General features: G+C 64.3%; 27 protein-coding genes. 14 read left to right on the top strand and 13 right to left on the bottom strand.

What is annotated here, in order from left to right; translation table 11 throughout:
- The first annotated feature begins 22 nt into the window (after positions 1-22).
- Both BG57_RS00630 and BG57_RS00625 read left to right on the top strand, forming a co-directional pair.
- Entirely contained in the window at positions 23-580 is a 558-nt protein-coding gene (locus BG57_RS00630) for a peroxiredoxin (protein ID WP_035959835.1), read from the top strand.
- Between the two features lie 37 nt (positions 581-617).
- Entirely contained in the window at positions 618-1,097 is a 480-nt protein-coding gene (locus tag BG57_RS00625; RefSeq protein WP_035959481.1) for a hypothetical protein, read from the top strand.
- Between the two features lie 13 nt (positions 1,098-1,110).
- Here BG57_RS00625 and cydB read toward each other — a convergent pair whose 3' ends face one another.
- Together cydB and BG57_RS00615 are read right to left on the bottom strand one after the other, a co-directional pair.
- Positions 1,111-2,118, bottom strand: coding sequence for a cytochrome d ubiquinol oxidase subunit II (gene cydB, locus BG57_RS00620; protein ID WP_035959480.1), 1,008 nt, complete (start codon positions 2,116-2,118; stop codon positions 1,111-1,113).
- Between the two features lie 41 nt (positions 2,119-2,159).
- Complete coding sequence (locus BG57_RS00615) at positions 2,160-3,623, bottom strand: cytochrome ubiquinol oxidase subunit I (protein WP_035959478.1); 1,464 nt, start codon at positions 3,621-3,623, stop codon at positions 2,160-2,162.
- Between the two features lie 211 nt (positions 3,624-3,834).
- Here BG57_RS00615 and sugE point away from each other — a divergent pair, with 211 nt between their 5' ends.
- The 7 genes from sugE to BG57_RS00580 all read left to right on the top strand — a co-directional run bounded on the left by sugE (position 3,835) and on the right by BG57_RS00580 (position 10,785).
- Entirely contained in the window at positions 3,835-4,155 is a 321-nt protein-coding gene (sugE, locus tag BG57_RS00610) for a quaternary ammonium compound efflux SMR transporter SugE (protein WP_035959833.1), read from the top strand.
- A 538-nt stretch (positions 4,156-4,693) separates the two neighbouring features.
- Positions 4,694-5,323, top strand: coding sequence for a DUF4126 domain-containing protein (locus BG57_RS00605; protein ID WP_035959477.1), 630 nt, complete (start codon positions 4,694-4,696; stop codon positions 5,321-5,323).
- 110 nt (positions 5,324-5,433) lie between these two features.
- A complete protein-coding gene (locus BG57_RS00600) occupies positions 5,434-7,923 on the top strand; it encodes an ABC transporter permease (RefSeq protein ID WP_174447180.1) in 2,490 nt (829 codons plus the stop codon).
- Positions 7,924-7,944: 21 nt separating this feature from the next.
- Positions 7,945-8,379, top strand: a complete 435-nt coding sequence (locus BG57_RS00595) for a group II truncated hemoglobin (RefSeq protein ID WP_035959474.1) — start codon at positions 7,945-7,947, stop codon at positions 8,377-8,379.
- Positions 8,262-9,197 carry an alanyl-tRNA editing protein gene (locus tag BG57_RS00590; RefSeq protein ID WP_268237969.1) on the top strand — a complete coding sequence of 312 codons (936 nt, stop codon included), beginning with the start codon at positions 8,262-8,264 and terminating at the stop codon, positions 9,195-9,197. Before BG57_RS00595 ends, BG57_RS00590 begins: the two co-directional genes overlap by 118 nt.
- Before the next feature lie 2 nt (positions 9,198-9,199).
- Positions 9,200-9,778, top strand: a complete 579-nt coding sequence (locus BG57_RS00585; RefSeq protein ID WP_035959832.1) for a DUF924 family protein — start codon at positions 9,200-9,202, stop codon at positions 9,776-9,778.
- A 125-nt stretch (positions 9,779-9,903) separates the two neighbouring features.
- A complete protein-coding gene (locus BG57_RS00580) occupies positions 9,904-10,785 on the top strand; it encodes a DUF5672 family protein (protein WP_035959471.1) in 882 nt (293 codons plus the stop codon).
- 15 nt (positions 10,786-10,800) lie between these two features.
- Here BG57_RS00580 and BG57_RS00575 read toward each other — a convergent pair whose 3' ends face one another.
- The 10 genes from BG57_RS00575 to BG57_RS00530 form a co-directional block, all read right to left on the bottom strand.
- Positions 10,801-11,547 (bottom strand): SDR family oxidoreductase, encoded by a 747-nt coding sequence (locus BG57_RS00575; protein ID WP_035959469.1) that lies wholly within the window; start codon positions 11,545-11,547, stop codon positions 10,801-10,803.
- 11 nt (positions 11,548-11,558) lie between these two features.
- The gene (locus BG57_RS00570; RefSeq protein ID WP_035959468.1) at positions 11,559-12,143 is read right to left on the bottom strand and encodes an LOG family protein; all 585 of its coding nucleotides are present in this window, start codon (positions 12,141-12,143) and stop codon (positions 11,559-11,561) included.
- Entirely contained in the window at positions 12,143-12,880 is a 738-nt protein-coding gene (locus BG57_RS00565) for a TetR/AcrR family transcriptional regulator (protein ID WP_035959467.1), read from the bottom strand. Before BG57_RS00565 ends, BG57_RS00570 begins: the two co-directional genes overlap by 1 nt.
- Before the next feature lie 170 nt (positions 12,881-13,050).
- Positions 13,051-13,539, bottom strand: a complete 489-nt coding sequence (locus BG57_RS00560) for a diacylglycerol kinase (RefSeq protein ID WP_052005542.1) — start codon at positions 13,537-13,539, stop codon at positions 13,051-13,053.
- The gene (locus BG57_RS00555) at positions 13,536-14,567 is read right to left on the bottom strand and encodes a glycosyltransferase family 4 protein (protein ID WP_035959466.1); all 1,032 of its coding nucleotides are present in this window, start codon (positions 14,565-14,567) and stop codon (positions 13,536-13,538) included. The genes BG57_RS00560 and BG57_RS00555 overlap by 4 nt, the downstream gene beginning before the upstream one ends.
- A 29-nt stretch (positions 14,568-14,596) precedes the next feature.
- Entirely contained in the window at positions 14,597-15,508 is a 912-nt protein-coding gene (locus BG57_RS00550) for a UDP-2,3-diacylglucosamine diphosphatase (protein ID WP_035959828.1), read from the bottom strand.
- Positions 15,509-15,598: 90 nt separating this feature from the next.
- Positions 15,599-16,114: an RDD family protein gene (locus BG57_RS00545; protein WP_035959464.1), complete on the bottom strand. Its 516-nt coding sequence runs from the start codon at positions 16,112-16,114 to the stop codon at positions 15,599-15,601.
- 7 nt (positions 16,115-16,121) lie between these two features.
- Complete coding sequence (locus BG57_RS00540; RefSeq protein WP_035959463.1) at positions 16,122-16,871, bottom strand: DUF3106 domain-containing protein; 750 nt, start codon at positions 16,869-16,871, stop codon at positions 16,122-16,124.
- A gap of 42 nt (positions 16,872-16,913) precedes the next feature.
- A complete protein-coding gene (locus tag BG57_RS00535; RefSeq protein WP_035959462.1) occupies positions 16,914-17,369 on the bottom strand; it encodes a DUF3619 family protein in 456 nt (151 codons plus the stop codon).
- A complete protein-coding gene (locus BG57_RS00530) occupies positions 17,366-17,929 on the bottom strand; it encodes an RNA polymerase sigma factor (RefSeq protein WP_035959461.1) in 564 nt (187 codons plus the stop codon). The genes BG57_RS00535 and BG57_RS00530 overlap by 4 nt, the downstream gene beginning before the upstream one ends.
- Before the next feature lie 366 nt (positions 17,930-18,295).
- Here BG57_RS00530 and BG57_RS00525 point away from each other — a divergent pair, with 366 nt between their 5' ends.
- From BG57_RS00525 to pssA, 5 genes are all read left to right on the top strand, one after another.
- On the top strand, positions 18,296-20,059 hold the full coding sequence (locus tag BG57_RS00525) for an acetolactate synthase 3 catalytic subunit (RefSeq protein ID WP_035959460.1): 1,764 nt from the start codon (positions 18,296-18,298) through the stop codon (positions 20,057-20,059).
- A gap of 108 nt (positions 20,060-20,167) precedes the next feature.
- On the top strand, positions 20,168-20,659 hold the full coding sequence (ilvN, locus tag BG57_RS00520) for an acetolactate synthase small subunit (RefSeq protein ID WP_008341906.1): 492 nt from the start codon (positions 20,168-20,170) through the stop codon (positions 20,657-20,659).
- Positions 20,660-20,728: 69 nt separating this feature from the next.
- The gene (gene ilvC / locus BG57_RS00515; protein WP_035959458.1) at positions 20,729-21,745 is read left to right on the top strand and encodes a ketol-acid reductoisomerase; all 1,017 of its coding nucleotides are present in this window, start codon (positions 20,729-20,731) and stop codon (positions 21,743-21,745) included.
- Positions 21,746-21,861: 116 nt separating this feature from the next.
- Positions 21,862-22,506: a phosphatidylserine decarboxylase gene (locus BG57_RS00510; protein WP_035959457.1), complete on the top strand. Its 645-nt coding sequence runs from the start codon at positions 21,862-21,864 to the stop codon at positions 22,504-22,506.
- Positions 22,507-22,519: 13 nt separating this feature from the next.
- On the top strand, positions 22,520-23,386 hold the full coding sequence (pssA, locus tag BG57_RS00505) for a CDP-diacylglycerol--serine O-phosphatidyltransferase (protein ID WP_035959456.1): 867 nt from the start codon (positions 22,520-22,522) through the stop codon (positions 23,384-23,386).
- A 73-nt stretch (positions 23,387-23,459) separates the two neighbouring features.
- Here pssA and BG57_RS00500 read toward each other — a convergent pair whose 3' ends face one another.
- Positions 23,460-24,158: a glycine zipper 2TM domain-containing protein gene (locus tag BG57_RS00500; protein WP_035959454.1), complete on the bottom strand. Its 699-nt coding sequence runs from the start codon at positions 24,156-24,158 to the stop codon at positions 23,460-23,462.
- Positions 24,159-24,219: the final 61 nt, after the last annotated feature.

The following is a 24,219-nucleotide window of genomic DNA, read 5'->3' as shown; positions in this document are numbered from 1 at the left end:
AACCTCACGGTGAGAGATGCACATGAAGAACAGAATCGCGAAGGCCGTCGCGGCAATCGTCTGCGTCGCTGCTGCTTATCCGCTCGCGGCGGGCGCGACGCTCGGACCGGGCGATGCCGCGCCTGACTTCGTCGCGAAAGCGTCGCTGGGCGGCAATGTCTACGATTACTCGCTCGCCGACGCGCTGAAGAAAGGCCCCGTCGTGCTGTATTTCTATCCGGCGGCGTTCACGAAGGGCTGCACGATCGAGGCGCATCAGTTCGCCGAAGCGGTCGATCAGTACAAGGCCGAAGGCGCGACGGTGATCGGCGTATCGCACGACGACATCGGCACGCTCAAGCGCTTCTCGGTGAGCGAGTGCCGCAGCAAGTTCCCGGTCGCCGCCGATGCCGATTCGAAGATCATCCGTTCCTACGACGCCGCCATGCCGATGAAAAGCTCGATGGCCAATCGCGTGTCGTATGTGATCGCACCCGACGGCAAGGTGATCTACGAATACACGAGCCTGTCGCCGGATCAGCATGTCACGAACACGCTGCAGGCGCTGCGCGACTGGAACGCGAAGCACAAGGCGCAGTGACGGCCGCACTTCACGCGATCAGACGGAGATAAGCGACATGCCGATCGTCCTTGCGCTCATCGCGCTTGGCGCGCTCATCTACGGCGCAGTGTGGTCCTTCGACGCGATCCATGCGCGCTTCGGGCTTTCGGTCGCGATCGGCGTCGCTTTGGCGGTGGCGGCGGCAATCGCGGCGGGCGTCGCTTTCTGGCTCGCGCGGCGTCGCGAGATCGCGCCAAATCTGCCGCGCACTAAGGGCGATGACGGCGCCGGCTGGACGCACGAACTCGCGCGCGAGTGGGGCGGCGTGCGGCTCGCGGCGGGCAAGCGGCTGCTCGACGTGCGCGTCGGCGATGCGCGCGGCAGCTATATCTTCGCGGACCTGCGCGGGGCGCGGGCCGATGAAGGCAGCGGATGGCATGTACTGCTCGATGTCGTCGATCCGGCGCACGGCCAGTGGCGTCTGCCGATGCGCAATCGCGCGGAGGCGCGTCAGTGGGCGCGCATCCTGTCGCTCGCGGTGCAGCAGAAGCTCTGAGCCGGGCGTCGCGTCATTCGACGTGATAGCCGATATCGCCGCGCACTTTGCCGCGAAACACCCAATATGACCACGTCACGTAGACCATCAGCACGGGCAGGAGAAACATCGTGCCGATCAGGAAGAACTGATGCGAGATCGGCGACGCCGATGCCTCCCACAGCGTCACCGACGGCGGCGCGATGTACGGCCACAGGCTGATGACGAGCCCGGTGAAGGCGAGAAAGAAGAGGCCCATCGAGCAGACGAAGGGCAGGGCTTCGCGGCCCTTGCCCAGGCTCGACCAGAGCGTCCACGCGAGCAGCGCGGTGAGTATCGGCACTGGCGCGAAGGCGATGCTGCCCGGAAAGCCGAACCATCGCGCGGCGATGCGCGCATCCTCGAGCGGCGTCCACACGCTGATCAGCACGATGAACCCGACCACGCCGATCAGCGCGTAACGCGCCATCCTGCGGCCCCAGTCCTGCAATTCGCCTTCCGTTTTCAAGACGAGCCACGTCGCGCCCTGCAGCGAATAGCCGAAGATCAGCCCGACGCCGACGAGCAGCGGAAACGGCGCGACCCAGTCCCAGCTCGTTCCGGCGAACTGGCGTCCGCTGATCGGAAAGCCCTGAATGAACATGCCGAGCACGATGCCTTGCGCGAAGGTCGCGACGAGCGAGCCGTACGCGAACGCGCGATCCCACAGCCACTTGCGCGCGCCGGTCACTTCGCGGAACTCGAACGCGACGCCGCGAAAGATCAGGCCGAGCAGCATGAAGAGAATCGGGAAGTAGACCGCCGGGACGATGATCGCGAACGCGAGCGGAAACACGGCGAACAGGCCGCCGCCGCCGAGCACGAGCCACGTCTCGTTGAAGTCCCATACGGGCGCGACGGAGTTGATCATCAGGTTGCGTTCTTCGGAATCGCGGCGCAGCAGAAACAGCATGCCGACGCCGAGGTCGAAGCCGTCGAGCAGCACGTACATGAACACGGCCAGCGCGAGAATGGCGGCCCACAGCGGCACGAGATCGAGCATCGCGGTTCTCCGTTCGATGGTTCGCTAGGATGATCGACTGGCTAGTTGCGCCGGCGCGGCGGCACGATGTCGTCGCTGGTTGCGACGCGTCCGGACTGCCGCGACGTCTCGCCGCCCGACGACACCGCCGACAGCGGCCGCGCCGCCCGCGTCTTCGGCTGAAGGCTCTCGTTCTCGTGATCCTGCGTCGCCTGCGCAGGCCCGATACGCACCAGACGCCGCAGCAGAATGAAGCCCGCGCCGAAGATCACCGTATAGGCGAGCACGTAGAGCAGCCACGACAGCGCGACATCGCCGGTGGTGAGCGAGGGCGTCACTGAGTCGCGCGTGCGGAGGATGCCGTACACGGTCCACGGCTGGCGGCCGGCTTCGGTCGTCGTCCATCCGGCGATCACCGCGATGAAGCCGAACGGCATCGTGAAAGTCGCCGCGCGCAGCCATCGCGCGCTGTTTTCCAGCTTGCCGCGCGCGAACAGCACGACGCCCGTCACGACGGTCGCGAGCATCAGCAGCGCCACGCCGACCATGATGTGGAACGCGAAGAACACGACCGCGACCGGCGGACGATCCTCGCGCGGAAAGTCCTTCAGTCCGCGCACGACGCCGTTCGGATCGTGCGTGAGGTATAGGCTGCCGAGCACGGGTATCGAGATTTCGAAGTGATTGCGCTCCTCGTCCTGATCGGGAATCGAGAAGAGATTGGCCGGCACGCGCGATCGGGTTTCCCACAGCGCCTCCATCGCCGCGAGCTTGGCGGGCTGATGCTTGAGCGTGTTGAGGCCGTGCGCGTCGCCGATCACCATCTGGAGCGGCACCATGATGGCAAGAAAGATCAGCGACATTTTCAGCATCACGCGGCTTTCTTCGATCGCGCGCCGCTGCCGCATGTACATCGCGGCGACGCCGAGTATGACGAAGGCGGTCGTCACCAGAAACGCTGACACGGTATGCGCGAGCCGGAACGGAAACGACGGCGAGAAGATGACGTCGAAGAAGCTCACCACATCGAAGCGCCCATCCGGCAGGATGCGATAGCCCTGCGGCGTCTGCATCCAGCTATTGACGGCGAGAATCCAGAACGAGGAGATGAGCGTGCCGATCGCGACGAACATCGCGGACATCACGTGCGCCCACTGCGGCACGAGCTTGCGGCCGAACAGCAGCACGCCGAGAAACGCCGATTCGAGGAAGAACGCGGTCAGCACTTCGTAGCCCATCAGCGAGCCGACCACGTTGGCGGTCTTGTCGGCGTAGCGGCTCCAGTTGGTGCCGAACTGGAACGGCATCACGATGCCCGATACCACGCCCATGCCGAACGACACCGCGAAAATCTTCAGCCAGAAGGAGGAGAGGCGGCGGAAGACATCGCGCTTCGTGACCCACCAGTTGAATTCGAGCGTCGCGATGAAGCACGAGAGGCCGACCGTGAAAGCGGGCAGCAGGATGTGGAACGCGACCACCCACGCGAACTGGAAACGGGACAGCAGCACCGAGTCGATATGCATGAACGCTCCCTGGCGGGTTCTTCGTTGCTTCGTTGGTCGCTTGGTTCGTTGCTTCTTGATACACCAGTTTTGCCGATCGGGCGTCGCCCTGTGCCGATGCGCCGCTGCGATACAATCGCAGGTTGATTTCGCTTTAGCTATAGCCGTGCCGGACGACCGCACGCGCTTCGATTCATCGGGGACGGCCCCGCTTCTACAGGGAGTCAACCCCGTGTCCTGGATCCTTCTTTTCATCGCCGGTTTGCTCGAAGTTGCGTGGGCCGCCGGACTCAAATCGTCCGAGGGCTTCACCAGACTCGGGCCGTCCGTCTTCACGCTCATCACCGCCGCCGGCAGCTTCGTGCTGCTCGCCATGGCCATGCGCCAGTTGCCGCTCGGCACCGCCTATGCGGTGTGGACGGGCATCGGCGCGGTCGGCGCGTTCGTATTCGGCATCGTGTTCATGGGCGAGGCGGTTTCGGCAGGGCGCATCGCCAGTGCGGTGCTGATTATCGCGGGGCTGGTTGGCCTCAAGATGACGTCGGGGCATTGAGTCGTTGCACCGTTGCGCGCTTGACGGCGGGGCGGGCGGTGGTGCCGGGAACGGTAATGGCTTGGATGCCCGGTGCACCGCGCGCTTTTTGCGTGGATATAATGCTCTCAGATCCGTCTTAATATTGGTTCGAGGGCGGTTGGGCAGTAGGGCAGTTGGGCGGTTGGGCGGTCAGTTCGTTGACGGTATTGCTCGGGGCCGAAGCAGGCGTTCAAGCGCCAACTCAGGCCGACAAGTTTGCATGGGACGGCATTAAGCGCCAAAGCGCCAACTGCCGTCGACAGCTTCGCATCGGGCCGGAGTAAGCACTAAAGCGCTAACTCTGGCTGACAGCTTTGCATGGGGCCGGAGTGAGCGCTAAAGCACTAACTCCAGCCGACAGCTTTGCATGGGACGGCAGTAAGCGCCAAAGCGCCAACTGCCGTCGACAGCTTCGCATCGGGCCGGAGTAAGCACTAAAGCGCTAACTCTGGCCGACAGCTTTGCATGGGACGGCAGTAAGCGCTAAAGCGCTAACTCCGGCCGACAGGAGACAGCAATGCTAGAGTCACTTTCGCTCGCCGCAGGCCTCTCATGGGCGAGCGGGCTGCGCCTGTATCTCACCGTCTTCATCGCCGGCCTGTTCGAGCGCATCGGCCTCATCCACCTGCCGGATTCCCTCGCAGTCCTCGCCTCGCCATGGGTCATCGGCGTCGCAGGCTTCCTCACGGTCGTCGAATTCCTCGCCGATAAAATTCCCGCGCTCGATTCGCTCTGGGACGCCGTCCACACCCTGATCCGCATTCCCGCCGGCGCGGTGCTCGCCGCCGGCTCGCTCGGTCACGCCGATCCGGCCATGCTCACCGTCGCGGCGCTCGCGGGCGGCACGCTCGCCGGGGCGTCGCATTTCGCGAAGGCCGGCACGCGCGCACTCATCAATCTGTCGCCGGAACCGGTGTCGAACTGGGCGGCGTCCGCCACCGAAGACGTCGGCGCGCTCGGCGGTCTCGCGCTCGCGTTCTTCCTGCCCTTGCTCTTCCTCGTCATGCTGATCGCGTTCCTCATCGTGGCCGGATGGGCGCTGCCGCGTCTCGTGCGCGGCGTGCACGGCGGCGTGCTGCGCATGGCGAAGCACATGATGCCGGGCACGCACCATCCGATCAGCCGACTGCGGAGCAAGCACGATTGAGCACCGCGGCCCGTAACGACAAACCCGCGGCCAAAGCGTCGCCCTCTCTCCACGAAACGCATCCGACAGCCGGACTCGACTTCCTGCAGACCGTGCGCCAGGCGTGGCGCATGACCGCACGCGACTGGCGCGCCGGCGAACTGACGATGCTGCTGCTCGCGCTGGTGCTGGCCGTCGCTGCGCTGTCGAGCGTCGGCTTTCTCGCCGATCGCATGCGTCAGGGCCTCGCCCGCGATGGCCGTCAGATGATCGCAGCCGATTTCGTCGTGCGCGCCGATCATCCCGTCGATGCGATCTTCGCCGCGCAAGCCCGCTCGCTCGGGCTGGAGACCGCCGGCACGACCATCTTCCCGAGCATGATCAGCGGGACATCGCGCGAACCGTTGTCGCGGCTCGCGGCGATCAAGGGCGTGACGGCCGGCTATCCGCTGCGCGGGGCGCTGCGCATCGCGCCGGCCCCCGAGACACCCGACGCGCCCGCGCAAGGCATTCCCGCGCCCGGCACGGTCTGGGTCGATCCGGCGCTGCTCGATGCACTGAAGACCAAAGTCGGCGGGACGGTCAAAGTCGGCACGCGGACCTTCACGGTGGCCGCCGTCATCACGCGGGAGCTGGATCGCGGCTTCTCGTTCGTCAACTTTTCGCCGCGTCTGATGATGCGCGCCGATGAAATCGCCGGGACCGGCCTGCTCGGGTATGGAAGCCGCGTGACCTATCGGCTGCTCGTGGCCGGGCCGGACGCGCAAGTGGAGCGCTTCGCGCAGTTCGCCCGCGACAAGACCGACGGCGGGAAGCTGCGCGGCGTGTCGCTCGAATCGCTATCGGATGGTCAGCCGCAAGTGCGGCAGACGATCGACCGCGCGAGCCACTTCCTGACGCTCGTATCGCTGTTGACGGCGCTGCTCGCGGCGGTTGCCATCGCGATGGCCGCGCATCGCTTCGCGCGACGCCACCTCGACGGCTGTGCCGCAATGCGCTGTCTGGGTGTCAGCCAGCGCACGCTGCGCGCGCTCTTCCTGAACGAATTCCTGGCGATCGGCGTGATCGGCAGCACGGCGGGCATCGCGCTCGGCTTCATCGGCCATCTCGTGTTGCTGCACTGGCTCGGCTCGCTCGTCGATGTCGAACTGCCGCGGGCGAGCGTCTGGCCGGCGCTCGAAGGCATCGCGATGGGGCTCGTGCTGCTGCTCGGCTTCGCGCTGCCGCCGCTGTTGCCGCTCACGCGCGTGCCGCCGGTCCACGTGATCCGCCGCGAACTCGGCGATGCCGGGCGCGTCGCTTACGCGGCCTACGGTGTCGGCGTGCTGCTGTTCGCGGGGCTGCTCGTCATCGCAGCGGGGGAATGGAAGCTCGGCGGCATCGTCGCGGGCGGCTTTGCGGCGGGGCTGCTGCTGTTCGGCGCGATCGCGCGGGCGGCGCTGTGGGTGGCGGCGCGTTTCGTACGGCGCGAGAAGAGCCGCGCGGGCGTCGGCTGGCGCTATGCGCTCGCGTCGCTGGAGCGGCGCAGCGGTGCGAGCGCGTTGCAGATCACCGCGCTCGGCATCGGGTTGATGTGCCTGTTGCTGATCGCGATGACGCGCAACGATCTCATTAAGGGATGGCGCGACGCCACGCCGCCCGACGCGCCCAACGAATTCCTGATCGACATCCAGCCGGAGCAGCGCGACGGCGTGCTCGCCTATCTGCATGGACACGGTCAGCCGCAGGCCGCGCTATCGCCGATGGTGCGCGCGCGTCTCGTCTCGATCAACGGCAAGCCGGTCAATCCGGACAGCTACGAAAGAGCCGATGCAAAGCGGCTCGTCGACCGCGAGTTCAACCTCTCTTACACGACCGCCTTGCCGGACGACAACCGCGTGACGCAGGGCGCGTGGTTCGGCACGAGCGCGAAGCCGCAGGTGTCGATCGAAGAGGGCATCGCGAAGACCATCCGCGTCAAAATGGGCGACGTGCTGCGCTTCGATGTCGCCGGTCTGCCGGTGGAAGCGCCCGTGACCAGCCTGCGCAAGGTCGACTGGAATTCGTTCAAGGTCAACTTCTTCGTGCTGATGCCGCCCGAGGCGCTCGCCGATCTGCCCGCGACGTTCATTACGAGCTACCATCTGCCCGCCGACGACCAGCGCATGATCGACGGCCTGATCGCGGCTTACCCGAACGTGACGGCCATCGATACGGCGCCGATCCTCGCGCAGATTCAGCGCACGCTCGCGCAGGTGATCGGCGCGGTCCAGTTCCTGTTCCTGTTCACGCTCGCGGCGGGGGTGCTCGTGCTGTACGCGGCGCTTGCGGGCACGCGCGACGAGCGCATGCGCGAATCGGCGCTGTTGCGGGCGCTCGGGGCGTCGCATCGGCAGGTGCGGTCGGTGCAGGTCGCCGAATTCGTCGCGGTCGGCGCGCTCGCGGGGCTGATGGCCGCGCTCGGCGCGCAAGGCATCGGTTACGTGCTGGCCTCGCGCGTGTTCGAATTCCATATCGATTTCAATCCGTGGCTCGTGCCGGCGGGCATCGTCGCGGGCATCGCGTGCGCGGGGCTCGGCGGCTGGATGAGCCTGCGCCGCGTGCTGGCGCGTCCGGCGCTGCAATCCTTGCGTGACGCGTAGTTTTTTGTAGAAAGCAAAGCAATGAGCGAAGTGAATCAACCATCCTCCGGCGACGAAACGAGCAATCGCGACAACGCGCCGACCGCGTTCGAGCTGGTCGGCGGCGAGGAGCGCGTGCGTGCGCTCGTCGACCGTTTCTATGACCTGATGGACCTGGAACCGGAGTTCGCGGGCATCCGCGCGCTGCATCCTCCAACGCTCGACAATTCGCGCGACAAGACCTTCTGGTTCCTGTGCGGCTGGATGGGCGGGCCGGATCACTACATCAGCCGCTTCGGGCATCCGCGCTTGCGGGCGCGGCATCTGCCGTTCGCGATTGCATCCGCCGAGCGCGATCAATGGCTGCGCTGCATGGCCTGGGCGATGGAAGACATCGGCCTGCCGGAGCCGCTGCGCGAACGCCTGCTGGCTTCCTTCTTCGATACCGCCGACTGGATGCGCAACCGTCCCGGTTGAATCGCCTGCTTTTGTATCGGGCGAGCCGGCGTTCGTTTGCGGCATCATCTGTCGATTACCGGCAAGCCAATCGAGGATATGAAGTCATGAGCACACGCGCACTCTTTCACGAGGACGCCTATCAAACGCGCTGCGACGCGACCATCACCGCGATCGACGAAGCGGGCATCCATCTCGATCAGACCGTGTTCTATCCGCTCGGCGGCGGTCAGGCCGGCGATGCGGGCACGCTGACGCTCGCGGACGGCACGGTCATCGCGATTGCCGATACGCGCAAGGCGAAGTTCGAAGGCGCGACGCCCGACGACGCCGTGCACGTGCCCGCGCCCGGCCAGGAAGACGCGCTCGCGAAGCTGAAGGCGGGGCACAGGGTGAGCGCGGAGATCGACTGGGAGCGGCGGTATCGGCATATGCGGCTGCATACGGCGAGCCACCTGATTTGCGCCGTGTTGCCGTATCCGGTCGATGGCTGCAGCATCACGATGGATTACGCGCGGCTCGATCTCGCCACCGTCGAACCGATCGAGCGCGAAGACGTGGAGACGAAACTGCGCGAGCTGATCGGCGGATCGCACGACGTGCGCACCGAATGGATCACCGACGACGAAATGGCCGCGCGCCCCGAACTCGTTCGCACGATGAGCGTGAAGCCGCCGATGGGTCTCGGCCGCGTGCGGCTCTTGCGCATCGAGAACGTCGATTTGCAGCCGTGCGGCGGCACGCATGTGCGCAATACCGGCGAGATCGGCGGGCTGCGCATTGCGAAGCTCGAGAAGAAGAGCGCGCGCACGCGGCGGCTCGTGCTGGAACTGGCTTGAGCATCGATCCTCGCGCGCAGGCGGTTCTCGATGCGTGGTTCGGCGTTGCGGGATCGCCCGAGTTCGGGGCCGAGCGCAAGCAATGGTGGACGAAAAAGCGCGCGTTCGACGCGATGCTCAACGAGCGCTTCGGTCCGCTGCTCGACGAAGCGCAGGCGGGCGGCTTGCGCGATTGGGAGCGCACCCCGCTCGGCGCGCTAGCGCTGATCGTGCTGCTGGATCAGTTGTCGCGCAATTGCCATCGCAATACGCCGCGTGCGTTCGCGGGCGATCAGCGGGCGCTCGCGCTGGCTGCATCGATGGTCGAGAAGGGCGACGATCTGCGTTTGCCGACGGCGTACCATCGCGCGTTCGCGTATATGCCGTTCGAACACGATGAAACGATGCCGAGCCAGCGCGAATCGCTGCGTCTCTTCGAGAAGCTGAAAGACGAGACGGGCGTCGCGAGCTTCTACGAATCGGCGGTGGAGCATGCGGACGTGATCGCGCGGTTTGGGAGATTTCCGCATCGCAACCGGATTCTGGGGCGGGGCACTTCGGCGGAGGAAGAGGCGTGGCTCGCGAAGCATGGGGGGTTTTGATGCGGAGCATCGCGCCGGGCTGAAATTTCACATTTCGGCATGGACGTCGGGCACTGCAGCCAGTAGTCTGCATGTGCTGCCCGGATTTATCCTGAGCGGCTGCTCTTCTCGATGAATGCCGCACCATGTCCCACTCAGCCTTCAGCCGCATTACGCTCATTGCCGTAACCGGTGTGTCCGATGCCCAAAGTGCCGCCTATGCCCTGACGCTCAGTCAGCGCAACATGCCGGGCGCGCGCGCAGTGCTATGTTGTCCTCACGCGCCCGCCGATCTGCCGGCGAGCATCCGGCACGAGGCCATCGCACCGATGAGCTACATCGAATACAGCTGGTTCATGATGTTCGTCCTCTGGCATTTCATCGAGACTGACTACGCGCTCGTCGTGCAGGATGATGGCTGGGTGCTGGATGGCGCGAACTGGCGCGACGAATACTTCGACTACGACTATATCGGCGCGCCGGTTCATCTCGCGCGCGTTCATTCGCCCGAAGGCACACGGTGGATGGACAACTTTTCCTGGTTGCCTTTGCTGAATAAGCCCGGTCATTCCGTTCTGCCCATACTGAACGGCGGATTCAGCCTGCGTAGCCGCCGCATGATGCAGACGCTGTTCACGCACCAAGACATACAAGTCGTCGTCATACCGCCCGACGGTTATTTGAAGAATCCGTTCAAACCGCACTGGACTGCCAATCCGACGAACGAAGACGTGCAACTCACCTGCCTGCTGAGACCGCAACTGGAAGCAGTCGGCATCCGCTTTGCGCCGCTCGATCTCTGTGCGCAATTCGCCATGGAAGACAGCGGAAGTTTGCACGCGGATGCCGATCTCTCGCGGCTTTTCGGCCATCATGGTAAATGCCGCCGTCTCGTCGGGATCGATCCGCCGACGTTGCGCTATTCGTGGCCGCGAAGCATGACGGCGCGATTGTTACGCGAGATGGATTTCGCGCAGATGTTGATGCAACGCGGATATCAGATCGGATTCGCTCCCGAGCCCACATGACGCGCTGCTCTCCGATCACCGCCCGCCCGTCACGTCGACGATCGCTCCCGTCACATACGACGACGCATCCGACAACAGCCACACGATCGATTCCCCGACTTCGTCCGCTGTGCCCGCACGGCCGAGCGGCGTCTGCACGCCGAGCACCTGCGCGCGATCCGGCTTTCCGCCGCTCGCATGAATCTCGGTCTCGATGAGCCCGGGGCGGATCGCGTTCACGCGCACGCCTTGCGGCCCGAGTTCCTTCGACAGCCCGATGGTCAGCACGTCGATCGCGCCTTTCGAGCCGGCATAGTCAACGTATTCGTTCGGCGCACCCAGCCGCGCCGCCGCCGACGACACGTTCACGATCGCGCCGCCCTTGCCGCCGCGCGAGCGCGAAAGTCGCCGCGCCGCTTCGCGCGCGCACAGATACGCGCCGAGCACGTTGGTGTCGAAAATGCGCTTCAGACGCGCGACGTCCATGTCCGCCAGCGCCGACCCCGGCGCGACGATACCCGCGTTGTTCACCACGCCATCGAGCTGGCCGAACGCCTCTTCGGTGGCGTCGAACATCGCGATGATCGCGGCTTCGTCGCAAACGTCGCCCTGAATGGCGATGGCCTTGCCGCCCGCGGCCTGCACGGCGGCGACGGTTTCATCGGCGGCGCGGGCGTTCGTCGCGTAGTTGACGCCGACCGACCAGCCGCGCGCGCCCGCGAGAATCGCAGCCGAACGGCCGATGCCGCGGCTTGCCCCGGTGATCAGGATGACTTTCGACATCGATTCGATCCTCAAACGACGTTGCGGTTTTCCGTCCACTTGTCGTGGGCGGGAGGCGTGTACGCTTCGAGCTTCGCGATCATCCCGCCGGGTTCGGCGGCGATCTGGATGAAGTCCAGATACGGCTTGCGCATGAAGCCTTCGTCGACGGTATGGCGAAGCATCGACATCAGCGGCTCGAAATAGCCGTTCACGTTCAACAGGCCGACCGGCTTCTGGTGATAGCCGAGCTGCGCCCACGTGTAGACCTCGAAGAACTCTTCAAAGGTGCCGACGCCGCCGGGCATCGCGACGAACGCATCGGCGAGATCGGCCATTTTTTTCTTGCGCTCGTGCATGTCGGGCACGACGTGCAGTTCGGTGAGATCCGTATGGCCCACTTCCTTCGCGAGCAGCAACTCGGGAATGACGCCGACCGCGCGTCCGCCAGCGGCGAGCACTTCATCGGCGATGAGGCCCATCAAGCCGACACGGCCGCCGCCATACACGAGCGACAGATTGGCTTCGACGAGCGCGCGGCCAAACGCTTTGGCCGCTTCGGCATAGACGGGGCGGGCTCCGGTCGCGGAGCCGCAATAGACACAGACTGCCTTCATTATCGGGAATCCTTTGGTGTTTCGGTCTTCGATGCGGCAGCGGCATCGTCGCGCGGCGGCAGAAAGTCCGCATATTCGCGCTTGGCCAGTTTACCGGACACCAGGTCATCGAAAAGCTGACGCGAGCGGCCGCGCAGATACGGCGCCATGATCGAAATAATGTGCAGGCTCGCCTGATGCAGTTCCGCGCGGATCGCTTCCTGATCGTTGTACTTGCGCGGGTTCATCACGTACTGATACGACAGCCAGTACGTCGAGATCACGCCGATGTTCGTCGCGATCACCTTGATCTCGTCGGGCGTCGCGACCATCTCGCCATCGGCGACGAGCGCCTCGCACAACTGGCCGGCAAAGCGCACCTTGTGCGTGATGATCTGCTTGAAATGCGTCTCGAGGGTGCGGTTGCGCGCGAGCAGGTCGTTCAGGTCGCGATACAGGAACCGGTACGCCCACAAAAAATCGGCCATGTACTGCAGATAGGACCACATCTCGTCGATCGTCGGACGATGATCGTCCGGAAAGCGCAGCCGCTTCTGAATCTGCTGCTCGAACTGAGCGAAGATGCTGTTGATGATGTCGTCCTTGTTGCGGAAATGGTAGTACAGATTGCCTGGACTGATTTCCATTTCCTCGGCGATGGTCGTCGTCGTGACGTTCGGCTCGCCGATATCGTTGAACAACTTCAGTGACAGCTCGAGAATCCGTTCGCGGGTGCGGCGGGGAGGTTTCGCTTCCATGTCGTCCGACCTTGGCATCCGGCTCGCGCGGGCGTGCAGAGAGTGCTCCCGTCCGCTTCCGTTGCTATTTTTGAGAATATCGGACGATTATAAACCGCGTCTTTGCCTGCCCGGGCTTGACTCTCGGGCAGGTCTTTTCCTTTTCTGAGATGGAGCAAAGTTCGGTGCCATCACTTCGCGGACTGGGCGAGCCACGCGGCGAGCGCAGGCGCAAGCGGCCATAGGATCAGCGTCCACGTGAGCACGCACGCGCCCAGCGCGACCATCACGGCGGCGCTGCCGAAGTCTTTCGCGCGCTTCGAGAGTTCGTGCCGTTCGAGCGAGATGCGGTCGATGACCGCCTCGACGCTGGAATTGAGCAATTCGACGATGAGCACGAGCAGCACTGAGGCAACCAGCGCCGCGCGCTCGACCGGAACGACCGGCACGACGACGCTGCACGGCAGCAGGATCGCGGCGAGCGTCAACTCCTGCCGAAAAGCACTTTCCTCGCGAATCGCGACGCGCAATCCGGAAATCGAGTTCTTCATCGCGTGCCATGCCCGGGTGACGCCGCGATTGCCTTTATACGGATTGAAGGGCAGGTCGTCCGGGCCGAGCGGTTCGACGCGTTCCGCTTCGTCGTCTTCGGCGCGGTCGGCGAGCGCGCGACGCGTCATGCAGCCGCCCGGTCGGAACTCGGCGCGCGCGGCTCGAATCGCCGCAAATGCGAGGCGAACTGCTCCGACGCCGCGCGCCACGAGAAGCGTTCGGCCCACGCGCGCGCATCGGCGCGATCGATCGTCAGCGCCTGCAGGCAGGCCTCGCGCAAGTCTTCGTTGAGCGCGCCGGGGCCGTGCTGACCGAGCACGTCGATCGGGCCCGTCACCGGAAACGCCGCGACGGGCGTGCCGCAGGCCAGCGCTTCGAGCAACACGAGGCCGAACGTATCGGTGCGGCTTGGGAACACGAAGACATCGGCGGCGGCATAGACTTTGGCAAGCTCCGGCTGCGACAGCACGCCGAGATAGTTCACGCCCGCATAGCGCGACTTCAGCTCCGCGAGCGCCGGCCCTTCGCCCGCGACCCACTTCGAGCCGGGGAGATCGAGTTTGAGAAACGCCTCCACGTTCTTCTCGACGGCCACGCGTCCCACGTAGAGGAAGATCGGCCGCGCGGTGTTGAGCACTTTCGAGTCCATCGGATGAAAGATGTCGAGATCGACCCCGCGCGTCCACAGCACGACGTTCGTGAATCCGTAGTGCTCGAGATCATCCTTGACGACGGGCGTCGGCGCCATCACCGCTTGCGAGGGACGATGAAACCATCGCAGAAACCGATACGTCGCGGCGAGCGGAATGCCGAAGCGCGCCTTCACGTATTCGGGAAAGCGTGTGTGGTACGCGGTCGTGAACGGCAGCTTGTGACGCAGCGCATACGCACGGGCCGCGAGCCCGAGCGGGCCTTCGGTGGCGATGTGCAGCGCGTCCGGATCGAACGTGTCGATGCGCTCGGCCACGCGGCGGCGCGGCATCAGCGACAGGCGAATCTCGGGATAAGTGGGGCAGGGAATGGTCCTGAATTCGAGCGGCGTGAGCATCTCCACGCGATGGCCCAGCGCCATCAATTCCTTGCGCGTGTTCTTCAGCGTCCGCACGACGCCGTTGACCTGCGGCTCCCATGCATCGGTCACGATCATGATTTTCATAGCAGTCCCGGATTGGATGACGCGTACGTTCAAACCGTCGCGTGCGTGGTGGCGGGGCGTTGACCGGACGCGCGCATGACGGTCCAGTACACGATCCTCAGCTCGCCGTCGTGGGTCTCGACGAGCGCGGAGAGACTTTCAACCCAGTCGCCGTCGTTGCAATAGAGGATGCCGTCGATGTCGCGGATTTCCGCCTTGTGGATATGGCCGCATACGACGCCGTCGCAGCCGCGCCGGCGGGCTTCGTCGGTCATCACTCGTTCGAACTGCGAAATGAAGCTGACAGCGTTTTTGACCTGATGCTTCAGATACTGCGAGAGCGACCAGTAATCGAAGCCGAGCTTCGTTCGCACTCGGTTAAACCAGCGGTTGAGCAGGAGAATCGCGGTGTAGGCGGTATCGCCGAGATAGGCGAGCCACTTCGCGTGCTCGATGACGCCATCGAAAAGATCGCCGTGCACGATCCACAGGCGCTTGCCCGCGAGCGTCGTGTGGAACGCTTCGCCCCGCACGTGAATGTCGCCGAACGCCAGATCGCAGAACTGGCGCGCGGCTTCGTCGTGATTGCCGGGAATGTAGACGACCTGCGTGCCCTTGCGCGCCTTGCGCAGGATTTTCTGCACGACGTCGTTGTGCGCCTGCGGCCAGAACCAGCCTTTGCGAAGCTGCCATCCGTCGATGATGTCGCCGACGAGATACAGATAGTCCGACTCGTGATGCCGCAGAAAATCGAGCAGATAAGGCGCCTGGCAGCCGCCTGAGCCGAGGTGGATATCGGAAAGCCAGATCGTCCGGTAGCGGTGCGGACCGTCCGGGGAATCGCCTTCAGTGACCGGCTCGGTTGTGTCGGGCGGACTGGACGGCAGCGTGAATCCGGTGCTGCGGAACCAGTAAGCCGAGGAGGAATCGATTGCCGGCGTGACTGACGAGTTCGAAGGCATTGGCTCGCGCATCGGGTTTCGGTATGCGCATTGCGCCATGCGGCCGTGACGGAGCCATGACGGTCACGAGAACTTCTTATTACGCGGCAGTTATTTCGCGGTGCTTGCCTGTGTGGCGACGATGCGCGTGCCCGCGAGACGATCGTGCAGAAACTGGCGCGCCGGATCGAGCCGGACGGCGGCGGCCCACAGCGTCACCCAGACGCCGAACACGACGAGCGTTTGCGGTACGGCCAGCGACATCAGCGGATGCAGCGCGAGCGGCGGCAGGAACCAGAGCCACGCGAGGGCGTAACGCGCGAGGGCGCGGCCGGGCTTGACCGGCTGACCGTGGGCATCGACGACTTTCATGCGCCAGGTTTTCATCGGCAAGGTCTGTCCGCCGTGGGTCCAGAACCACACGAAGTAGGCGGCAAGCACGATGCCGATCCACGACGCCAGCAGGTTGTGATGCGTGAGGCCGTTGCGCTGCTGCGTGAGTGTGCTGAACAGATAGCCGGCGATGAACACGACGCCGAACAGGATGACGCCTTCGTAGATCATCGTCGCGAGGCGGCGGCGCAGCGCGGGCGCGCGAAGCGGCGAGACGGTCGTGTCGGCGTTCATCGCGCGTTCACGACCCGTTGTACATCGACGGCGCCTGCTGCGGCGAAACAGGAATCGGCGTGGCGGGCACGATGCTCGCCGCGTTCGGGATGCCCGGCAGCGACGGCACGGCGGGCAGCGACGCCGATGCGCCCGATTCGCCTTGCGCGTGCCCGGCGGCGTGACCCTGCTCGCGTGCGGTGACGAGGCGGTTGATGTCCTTGACCTCCGTCTTGCCCGTCGGCGGCGCGCTGACGACAGTCGGACGGCGATTGTGCTCACTCGCGGCGAGCTTCTTCTTCTGTTCTTCAGGGAGCTTCTGGTACGCGTCCCACGCGCGCTCGCGCTTGTCGAGCGGCACCGACTTCGAGACCTGATAATTTTCCCGCGCGACCTTGCGTTCGTCGGGCGTCATGCGAACCCATTCCTGCATGCGCTGCTGCAGGCGCTTCTGCGCTTCCGGCGACATCCGGTGATAGCGCGACGCGATCCTCAGCCACTTCTGCTTGCGCTCGTCGCTGAAGGAATCCCACTGCGTAGCGAACGGCGCGAGCGCGACATGCTGCGCTTCGGTCAGGCGGTTCCAGGAGAGCGGATTCGCCGACAGTGCGGCGAGGGGCAGGGCCTCGCTGTCAGCGGCGGCGCTCGCCCCGATGGGCGCGGCCACGGAAGCGGAGGAGGCAGGGGACGAGTAGAAACGCGGGTAAGTGGCGGCGAACGCGACCATACCCGCAATCGCGCAGCCAAAAACAATCGCGAGACCGCGCTTGTAACTCACCCGAAAATTCCCCCGCTATGTGCGTTGCTCGTTGGCCGATGCTTAGTGATTGCGCGTCAGGTATGCGTTGAACCCGTGATCGAGATAGGCGTCGAGCGGCAGGCTGTCGCTCATCATGGCCGCGTCGATATCGGCGAGTTCGGCCTTGCGCTCCTGATCTTCCCAATACGCGACGCCCGCCAGCGCGACGGCGAGCGCGAGCACCGGCAACGCCAGTCCGAAACCGCCGATCCGCGCGAACAGGCCCTTGTGCGAAGGCTCGCCGCCGGACCCGCCGGCGTTGCGCAGGCCGCCCGCCGCGCCGGCGAACGCGGGCGTAAAGGCCGGCGTGAAGGCGGCGACAGGTACTTTCTCCGGCTTCTTGCGCGCGAGCGCCGCCCGGCGCGCAAGCGCAAGGCGCTCGCTCGCAGCGGCCGGAATATTCGACGCATTTTCGTCGAGCGCGCGAATGACTTTCAGCGCGAACTCGTTTTCGTTTAATTCAGGAGCGGAACTCATAGCGTGATCCCTTTGGCTTTCAGGGCTTGAGCGAGCGCGTGCGTGGCGCGTGAACAGTGCGTCTTCACGCTGCCCTCGGAGCAGCCCATCGCGGCGGCCGTCTCGGCGACATCCATATCTTCCCAGTAACGCATGAGAAAAGCTTCTCGTTGACGCGCCGGCAATTTCTGAATTTCCGCGTCGATCAGATTCAGCACCTGTTCGCGCTCCAGCCTGTTCTCGCTGCTTTCGCTGCCCGTGCCGCCGCCTTGCGCTTCCAGCGTTTCGAGCGGATCGAATTCGTCGTCGTCCGCGCTGCCGAACGACGAAAACAGGCTCACCCAGGTGTTGCGGACTTTCTGGCGGCGAAAGTAGTCGTGCGTCGCATTCTGAAGGATACGCTGGAATAAAAGCGGAAGCTCGGCGGACGGACGGTCGCCGTATTTTTCGGCGAGCTTGATCATCGCGTCCTGCACGATATCGAGCGCCGCGTCGTCATCGCGTACGGTGTAGACGGTCTGCTTGAACGCGCGTCTTTCGACGCCCGCCAGGAAGTCGGCGAGTTCCTTGTCTGATGCCATCCGTTGGGGACCCGGCGCAGCGAATTGCGTCGAAAGAGAATAGGGAGTTGCAGGGAAACCTGCGGATGCTAGCAAATTTTCGCCGCGCCCGGACGAATCGGGACGATTTGTTGCCGGATAGGCGCATGGTCCGGGCGATTGAAACCGGGTCCGCAAGCCTGACGCGCAATGATCGGAAAATTTTTGCTTGACCCAATGCGCAAAACCGGGCTATCTTTTCTGACTCGCATCATAAAGTGAAATGTCTGCTTTGAGGCGAGCCCAAGAAGCACGCCTGTCAAACCAAGACGCGCCGCTTGAACCCGAGCCACAAGCCCGGCAGAGAGCACCCGATCAATTTTTTGCCGAAAATTCGAAAGGTGATGAATGAATATGCCTAGCGCGGAATTCTCCACGTCGGATACCACTCCTCCCCACGACGCTGACTCTATCGGCGCGACCGTGCTCATGCGTGCGCTCGCCGACGAGAACGTCGAGTTCATCTGGGGCTATCCCGGCGGCTCGGTACTCTACATCTACGACGAGCTGTACAAGCAGGACCAGATTCAACACATTCTCGTGCGCCACGAGCAAGCCGCCGTGCACGCCGCGGACGCCTATTCGCGTTCCACCGGCAAGGTCGGCGTATGCCTCGTGACTTCGGGTCCGGGCGTCACCAATGCCGTCACCGGCATCGCGACGGCCTACATGGATTCCATTCCGCTCGTCGTCATCAGCGGGCAGGTGCCCACTGCGGCCATCGGCCTCGACGCCTTTCAGGAATGCGACACCGTCGGCATCACGCGTCCCTGCGTGAAGCACAACTTCCTCGTGAAGGACGTGCGCGATCTCGCCGCCACCATCAAGAAAGCGTTCTACATTGCCCGCACAGGCCGTCCTGGTCCGGTGCTGATCGACATTCCGAAAGACGTGTCGAAGGCGCCGTGCCGGTACGAACCGGTCAAGAGCGTGTCGCTGCGCTCGTATAACCCGGTGACGAAGGGCCACTCCGGCCAGATTCGCAAGGCGGTGCAATTGCTGCTGTCGGCGAAGCGCCCGTATATCTATACCGGCGGCGGCATCATCCTCGCGGATGCGTCGCGCGAGTTGAACCAGTTCGCCGATCTGCTGGGCTATCCGGTCACCAACACGCTGATGGGCCTCGGCGGCTACCGCGCGAGCGACAAGAAGTTCCTCGGCATGCTCGGTATGCACGGCACGTACGAAGCCAATATGGCGATGCAGCACTGCGACGTGCTAATCGCCATCGGCGCGCGCTTCGATGACCGCGTGATCGGCGATCCGAAGCATTTCGCGTCGTCGCCGCGCAAGATCATCCATATCGACGTCGATCCGTCGTCTATTTCGAAGCGCGTGAAGGTGGACATTCCGATCGTCGGCGACGTGAAGGAAGTCCTGAAGGAACTGATCGAGCAGCTTCAGCACGCCGAGCATGGTCCGGACACGCAGGCGCTCAAGCAATGGTGGGACGACATCGAAAGCTGGCGCGCGAAGGACTGTCTCGCGTACGACCGCAAGAGCGAGATCATCAAGCCGCAGTACGTCGTCGAAAAGCTCGCGGAGCTTACCGACGGCAACGCGTTCGTCTGTTCGGACGTCGGCCAGCACCAGATGTGGGCGGCGCAGTTCTATCCGTTCAACAAGCCGCGCCGCTGGATCAACTCGGGCGGTCTCGGCACGATGGGCTTCGGCCTGCCCGCCGCAATGGGCGTGAAGATGGCCTATCCGGACGAGGAAGTCGTCTGCATCACGGGCGAAGGCTCCATCCAGATGTGCATTCAGGAGCTGTCGACCTGCAAGCAGTACAACACGCCCGTCAAGATCATTTCGCTGAACAACCGCTATCTCGGCATGGTTCGCCAGTGGCAGCAGATCGAATACAAGAAGCGCTACTCCAGTTCGTACATGGACGCGCTGCCTGATTTCGTGAAGCTCGCCGAGGCGTACGGTCATGTCGGCATTCGCGTCGAGAAGACCGCGGATGTCGAGCCGGCGCTGAAGGAAGCGCTGCGCCTGAAGGATCGCACCGTATTTCTCGACTTCCAGACCGATCCCACCGAAAACGTATTCCCGATGGTGCAAGCCGGTAAAGGCATCACGGAAATGCTGCTCGGGTCTGAGGATCTATAACGCGGGTTCGTCTTGCGAGGCTCGCGCGCGCCTGTCTTTACAAAGGACATGCGTGGCGCGCGGGTTTCACAGACGGGCTTTGACTGGAACCACATCGGGAAAAGACACATGAAACACATCATCTCCGTACTGCTGGAAAACGAGCCGGGCGCGTTATCGCGTGTCGTCGGGCTCTTTTCCGCGCGCGGCTATAACATCGAAACGCTGACGGTGGCCCCGACCGAAGACAGTTCGCTGTCGCGGCTCACCATCGTCTCCATTGGCTCGGACGACGTGATCGAACAGATCACGAAGCACCTGAACCGCCTGATCGAGGTGGTGAAAGTGGTCGACCTGACAGAGGGCGCCCACATCGAGCGCGAGCTGATGCTCATCAAGGTAAGGGCGGTCGGCAAGGAACGCGAAGAAATGAAGCGGATGGCGGATATCTTCCGCGGCCGCATCATCGACGTGACCGAGAAGACCTACACCATGGAACTGACGGGCGCGTCCGACAAGCTCGACGCGTTCATCCAGGCGCTCGACGCCACGGCGATCCTCGAGACGGTTCGCACGGGCAGTTCCGGCATCGGCCGGGGCGAGCGCATCCTCAAGGTCTGACCGCCAGACCATCCAGTTAGCAGCGCAAACAAGCACACCAATTCACGCATCAGGACTCAAGGAACCACCATGAAAGTTTTCTACGACAAAGACGCCGACCTCTCCCTCATCAAGGGCAAGCAAGTGACCATCATCGGCTATGGCTCGCAAGGCCATGCACACGCGCTGAACCTGAAGGAAAGCGGCGTGAACGTGACGGTCGGCCTGCGCAAGGGCGGCGCTTCGTGGAGCAAGGCCGAGAACGCCGGCCTGCCGGTGAAGGAAGTGGCCGAAGCCGTGAAGGGCGCCGATGTCGTCATGATGCTGCTGCCCGACGAGCAGATCGCCGAGGTGTACAAGAACGAAGTGCACGCCAACGCCAAGAACGGCGCGGCGCTCGCATTCGCGCACGGCTTCAACGTTCACTACGGCCAGGTGATCCCGCGTGCGGATCTGGACGTCATCATGATCGCGCCGAAGGCTCCGGGCCACACCGTGCGCAACACGTACAGCCAGGGCGGCGGCGTGCCGCACCTGATCGCGGTCGCGCAGGACAAGTCGGGCTCCGCGCGCGACGTGGCGTTGTCGTATGCGGCGGCGAACGGCGGCGGCCGTGCCGGCATCATCGAAACGAACTTCCGTGAAGAAACCGAAACGGACCTCTTCGGCGAGCAGGCCGTGCTGTGCGGCGGCACCGTCGACCTGATCAAGGCCGGCTTCGAAACGCTGGTCGAAGCGGGCTACGCGCCGGAAATGGCGTACTTCGAGTGTCTGCACGAACTGAAGCTGATCGTCGATCTGATCTACGAAGGCGGCATCGCCAACATGAACTACTCGATCTCGAACAACGCCGAGTACGGCGAGTACGTGACGGGTCCGCGCATCGTCACGGAAGAGACGAAGAAGGCGATGAAGGCCGTGCTCAAGGACATCCAGACCGGCGAGTACGCGAAGAGCTTCATCATCGAGAACCGCGCGGGTGCGCCGACGCTGCAATCGCGCCGCCGCCTGACGGCCGAGCATCAGATCGAGCAAGTGGGCGAGAAGCTTCGCGCGATGATGCCGTGGATCGCGCAGAACAAGCTCGTCGACCAGTCGAAGAACTAAACGTGTCTGCGTGACCCCGCGTCACGGTTCTTGCTGCATCAAAAGCCGCCCGGAAGCCGCTGTGCGCCGGGCGGCTTTTGCTATCCTACGGTTTTTATAAAACACAGAACACGTTCATGAACTATCCTCATCCGATCATTGCCCGCGAAGGCTGGCCGTTTATCGCCATCGCGGCCGTCGTTGCCATTCTCGTGCAGGCGATCGGCGGCTTCGGCTTCGCCTGGATCTTCTGGCTGATCGTGATCTTCGTCGTCCAGTTCTTCCGCGATCCGCCGCGACCCATTCCCACTCAGCCGAACGCGGTGCTGTGTCCGGCGGACGGGCGCATCGTCGCGGTCGAGACGGCGCATGATCCGTACGCGGGACGCGAAGCGCTCAAGATCAGCGTGTTCATGAACGTGTTCAACGTGCACTCGCAGCGTTCGCCCGTGGACGGCGCGATCAGCAAGGTTCAGTATTTCCCCGGCGCGTATCTGAATGCGGCCGTCGACAAGGCGTCCACCGAGAACGAGCGCAACGCGATCGTCCTGCACACGGCGGCTGGGCATACGGTGACGTCGGTGCAGATCGCGGGTCTGATCGCGCGCCGCATTCTCTGCTACGTGCACGCCGGCGAGCCGCTCACGCGCGGCCAGCGTTACGGCTTCATTCGTTTCGGCTCGCGCGTCGATGTGTATCTGCCGGTCGGAAGCCGGCCGCGCGTGTCGATCGGCGAGAAGGTGTCCGCCTCGTCGACCATCCTTGCCGAGTTCGCGGAATAACGCGGGGGGTCCGATGGCGGCATTCAAGACGCGCCGTAACCGCGCGAACGCGACGCCGCCGCGCGCGTTCCGCCGCAACAAGGCCATTCAGGACGTGGGCGTCGTGGAGACGCGGCGCGCGAAGCGGCAGCAGTTTCTGCGCAAGCGCGGCATTTATCTGCTGCCGAATGCGTTCACCACGGCCGCGCTCTTTTGCGGCTTCTTCGCCGTCGTCCAGGCGATGAACGTGCGCTTCGAGATCGCGGCCATCGCCATTTTCGTTGCGATGGTCCTCGATGGCATGGACGGCCGCGTCGCCCGCATGACGCATACGCAAAGCGCGTTCGGCGAGCAGTTCGACAGCCTCTCCGACATGGTGTCGTTCGGCGTCGCGCCCGCGCTCGTGATGTACGAATGGGTGCTGAAGGACCTCGGGCGCTGGGGCTGGCTCGCGGCGTTCGTCTACTGCTCGGGCGCGGCGTTGCGGCTCGCGCGCTTCAACACGAACGTCGGCGTGGTCGACAAGCGCTATTTTCAGGGTTTGCCGTCGCCGGCGGCGGCTGCGCTGATCGCCGGTTTCGTGTGGCTCGCCACCGATAACCGCGTGCCGCTCAAGCTCGTGTGGCTGCCGTGGGTCGCGTTCGTGCTGACGATCTACGCGGGCGTCACGATGGTATCGAACGCACCGTTCTACAGCGGCAAGGCGCTCGACGTGCGATATCGCGTGCCGTTCGCGGGCGTGCTGCTGATCGTGGTGGCGTTCGTGCTCGTATCGTCCGATCCGCCTGTGATGCTGTTCTGCCTCTTCGTGCTGTACGGATTGTCCGGCTACGTCTGGTGGGCCTACATGGCGATACGCGGCAAACCGAATCCCGCGCGCAGTTCGCAACGGGATCACTGAAGCGCGTTACTCGATGCACAAGGCGGCGGCTCGCAAGACCCACCGCCTTTTTTTCGCCTGACGCGTCGATCGGTCAACTCGCTTCGAGCACGCCGTTGCGTACGCGCACATGCTGGCCCTGCGCGAACGGCGGCTGCTGCTTGTACGTGAAATAACGCGTCTTGCCGTTTTCCATTCTGACGCGCACCGAGTAATCGGTTTCGCTGCGAATGTGCTTCTCCACCGAATTGCCCGCGAGACCGCCGCCGAGCGCGCCGAGCAGGGTCATTGCGGTCCGGCCGCCGCCACGCCCGAACTGGTTGCCGACGACACCCCCGGCCACTGCGCCACCGACCGCACCGATCCCCGTGCCGTGTCCTTCGCGACGCACGGCGGAGATGGATTCGACGGTGCCGCACGTCGAGCAGTACGCCGCTTTCGGCGGCGGTTGTTGCGCATAGGACGGTTGCGCGGGCGCTGGCTGGACAGGCGCCTGTTGCACGGGCTGCGGGGCGGGTTGCTGCACGACCGGTTGGGCGGGCGCGGCGGCAGGCGTGGCGGGGGTCACTGCCTGCTGCTGCGCGACGGCCGCCGTCTGCGTCTGCGGATTCTGCGCGGACGTGCTCGACGCCCTGGGAAATACGCCGGTAATGGCTGCCGTAGCGGCAAGACTTGCGACGATCACCGCGCCCGCCGCCGTCGCGACGAGTGGATGCAGACGGCGTTGCTGCGGCAGCGGCTGGCTGGCGTCGGGAGAGGGGGAGGACGCGAGCTTGTTGGTCCCGTTATCCATGGTTGAACCTCCATTCGAGGCGAAGTGCTAGTCGGATCGATTCTGATGGGATCTTGCGTCT

Source organism: Caballeronia grimmiae (assembly GCF_000698555.1).
GTDB classification, from domain to species: domain Bacteria; phylum Pseudomonadota; class Gammaproteobacteria; order Burkholderiales; family Burkholderiaceae; genus Caballeronia; species Caballeronia grimmiae.
The sequence above is the reverse complement of the archived record's forward strand: the minus strand, read 5'-3'. Positions and strand labels throughout refer to the sequence as shown.

What these genes read in the sequence shown, in the direction of transcription:
- BG57_RS00630 (WP_035959835.1), top strand. Translation starts at nt 23, where the DNA reads ATGAAGAACAGAATCGCGAAGGCCGTCGCGGCAATCGTCTGCGTCGCT.
- BG57_RS00625 (WP_035959481.1), top strand. Translation starts at nt 618, where the DNA reads ATGCCGATCGTCCTTGCGCTCATCGCGCTTGGCGCGCTCATCTACGGC.
- cydB (WP_035959480.1), bottom strand. Translation starts at nt 2,118, where the DNA reads ATGCTCGATCTCGTGCCGCTGTGGGCCGCCATTCTCGCGCTGGCCGTG.
- BG57_RS00615 (WP_035959478.1), bottom strand. Translation starts at nt 3,623, where the DNA reads ATGCATATCGACTCGGTGCTGCTGTCCCGTTTCCAGTTCGCGTGGGTG.
- BG57_RS00605 (WP_035959477.1), top strand. Translation starts at nt 4,694, where the DNA reads ATGCTAGAGTCACTTTCGCTCGCCGCAGGCCTCTCATGGGCGAGCGGG.
- BG57_RS00600 (WP_174447180.1), top strand. Translation starts at nt 5,434, where the DNA reads ATGACCGCACGCGACTGGCGCGCCGGCGAACTGACGATGCTGCTGCTC.
- BG57_RS00595 (WP_035959474.1), top strand. Translation starts at nt 7,945, where the DNA reads ATGAGCGAAGTGAATCAACCATCCTCCGGCGACGAAACGAGCAATCGC.
- BG57_RS00590 (WP_268237969.1), top strand. Translation starts at nt 8,262, where the DNA reads ATGGCTGCGCTGCATGGCCTGGGCGATGGAAGACATCGGCCTGCCGGA.
- BG57_RS00580 (WP_035959471.1), top strand. Translation starts at nt 9,904, where the DNA reads ATGTCCCACTCAGCCTTCAGCCGCATTACGCTCATTGCCGTAACCGGT.
- BG57_RS00575 (WP_035959469.1), bottom strand. Translation starts at nt 11,547, where the DNA reads ATGTCGAAAGTCATCCTGATCACCGGGGCAAGCCGCGGCATCGGCCGT.
- BG57_RS00570 (WP_035959468.1), bottom strand. Translation starts at nt 12,143, where the DNA reads ATGAAGGCAGTCTGTGTCTATTGCGGCTCCGCGACCGGAGCCCGCCCC.
- BG57_RS00565 (WP_035959467.1), bottom strand. Translation starts at nt 12,880, where the DNA reads ATGGAAGCGAAACCTCCCCGCCGCACCCGCGAACGGATTCTCGAGCTG.
- BG57_RS00560 (WP_052005542.1), bottom strand. Translation starts at nt 13,539, where the DNA reads ATGACGCGTCGCGCGCTCGCCGACCGCGCCGAAGACGACGAAGCGGAA.
- BG57_RS00555 (WP_035959466.1), bottom strand. Translation starts at nt 14,567, where the DNA reads ATGAAAATCATGATCGTGACCGATGCATGGGAGCCGCAGGTCAACGGC.
- BG57_RS00550 (WP_035959828.1), bottom strand. Translation starts at nt 15,508, where the DNA reads ATGCCTTCGAACTCGTCAGTCACGCCGGCAATCGATTCCTCCTCGGCT.
- BG57_RS00545 (WP_035959464.1), bottom strand. Translation starts at nt 16,114, where the DNA reads ATGAACGCCGACACGACCGTCTCGCCGCTTCGCGCGCCCGCGCTGCGC.
- BG57_RS00535 (WP_035959462.1), bottom strand. Translation starts at nt 17,369, where the DNA reads ATGAGTTCCGCTCCTGAATTAAACGAAAACGAGTTCGCGCTGAAAGTC.
- BG57_RS00530 (WP_035959461.1), bottom strand. Translation starts at nt 17,929, where the DNA reads ATGGCATCAGACAAGGAACTCGCCGACTTCCTGGCGGGCGTCGAAAGA.
- BG57_RS00525 (WP_035959460.1), top strand. Translation starts at nt 18,296, where the DNA reads ATGAATATGCCTAGCGCGGAATTCTCCACGTCGGATACCACTCCTCCC.
- ilvN (WP_008341906.1), top strand. Translation starts at nt 20,168, where the DNA reads ATGAAACACATCATCTCCGTACTGCTGGAAAACGAGCCGGGCGCGTTA.
- ilvC (WP_035959458.1), top strand. Translation starts at nt 20,729, where the DNA reads ATGAAAGTTTTCTACGACAAAGACGCCGACCTCTCCCTCATCAAGGGC.
- BG57_RS00510 (WP_035959457.1), top strand. Translation starts at nt 21,862, where the DNA reads ATGAACTATCCTCATCCGATCATTGCCCGCGAAGGCTGGCCGTTTATC.
- pssA (WP_035959456.1), top strand. Translation starts at nt 22,520, where the DNA reads ATGGCGGCATTCAAGACGCGCCGTAACCGCGCGAACGCGACGCCGCCG.
- BG57_RS00500 (WP_035959454.1), bottom strand. Translation starts at nt 24,158, where the DNA reads ATGGATAACGGGACCAACAAGCTCGCGTCCTCCCCCTCTCCCGACGCC.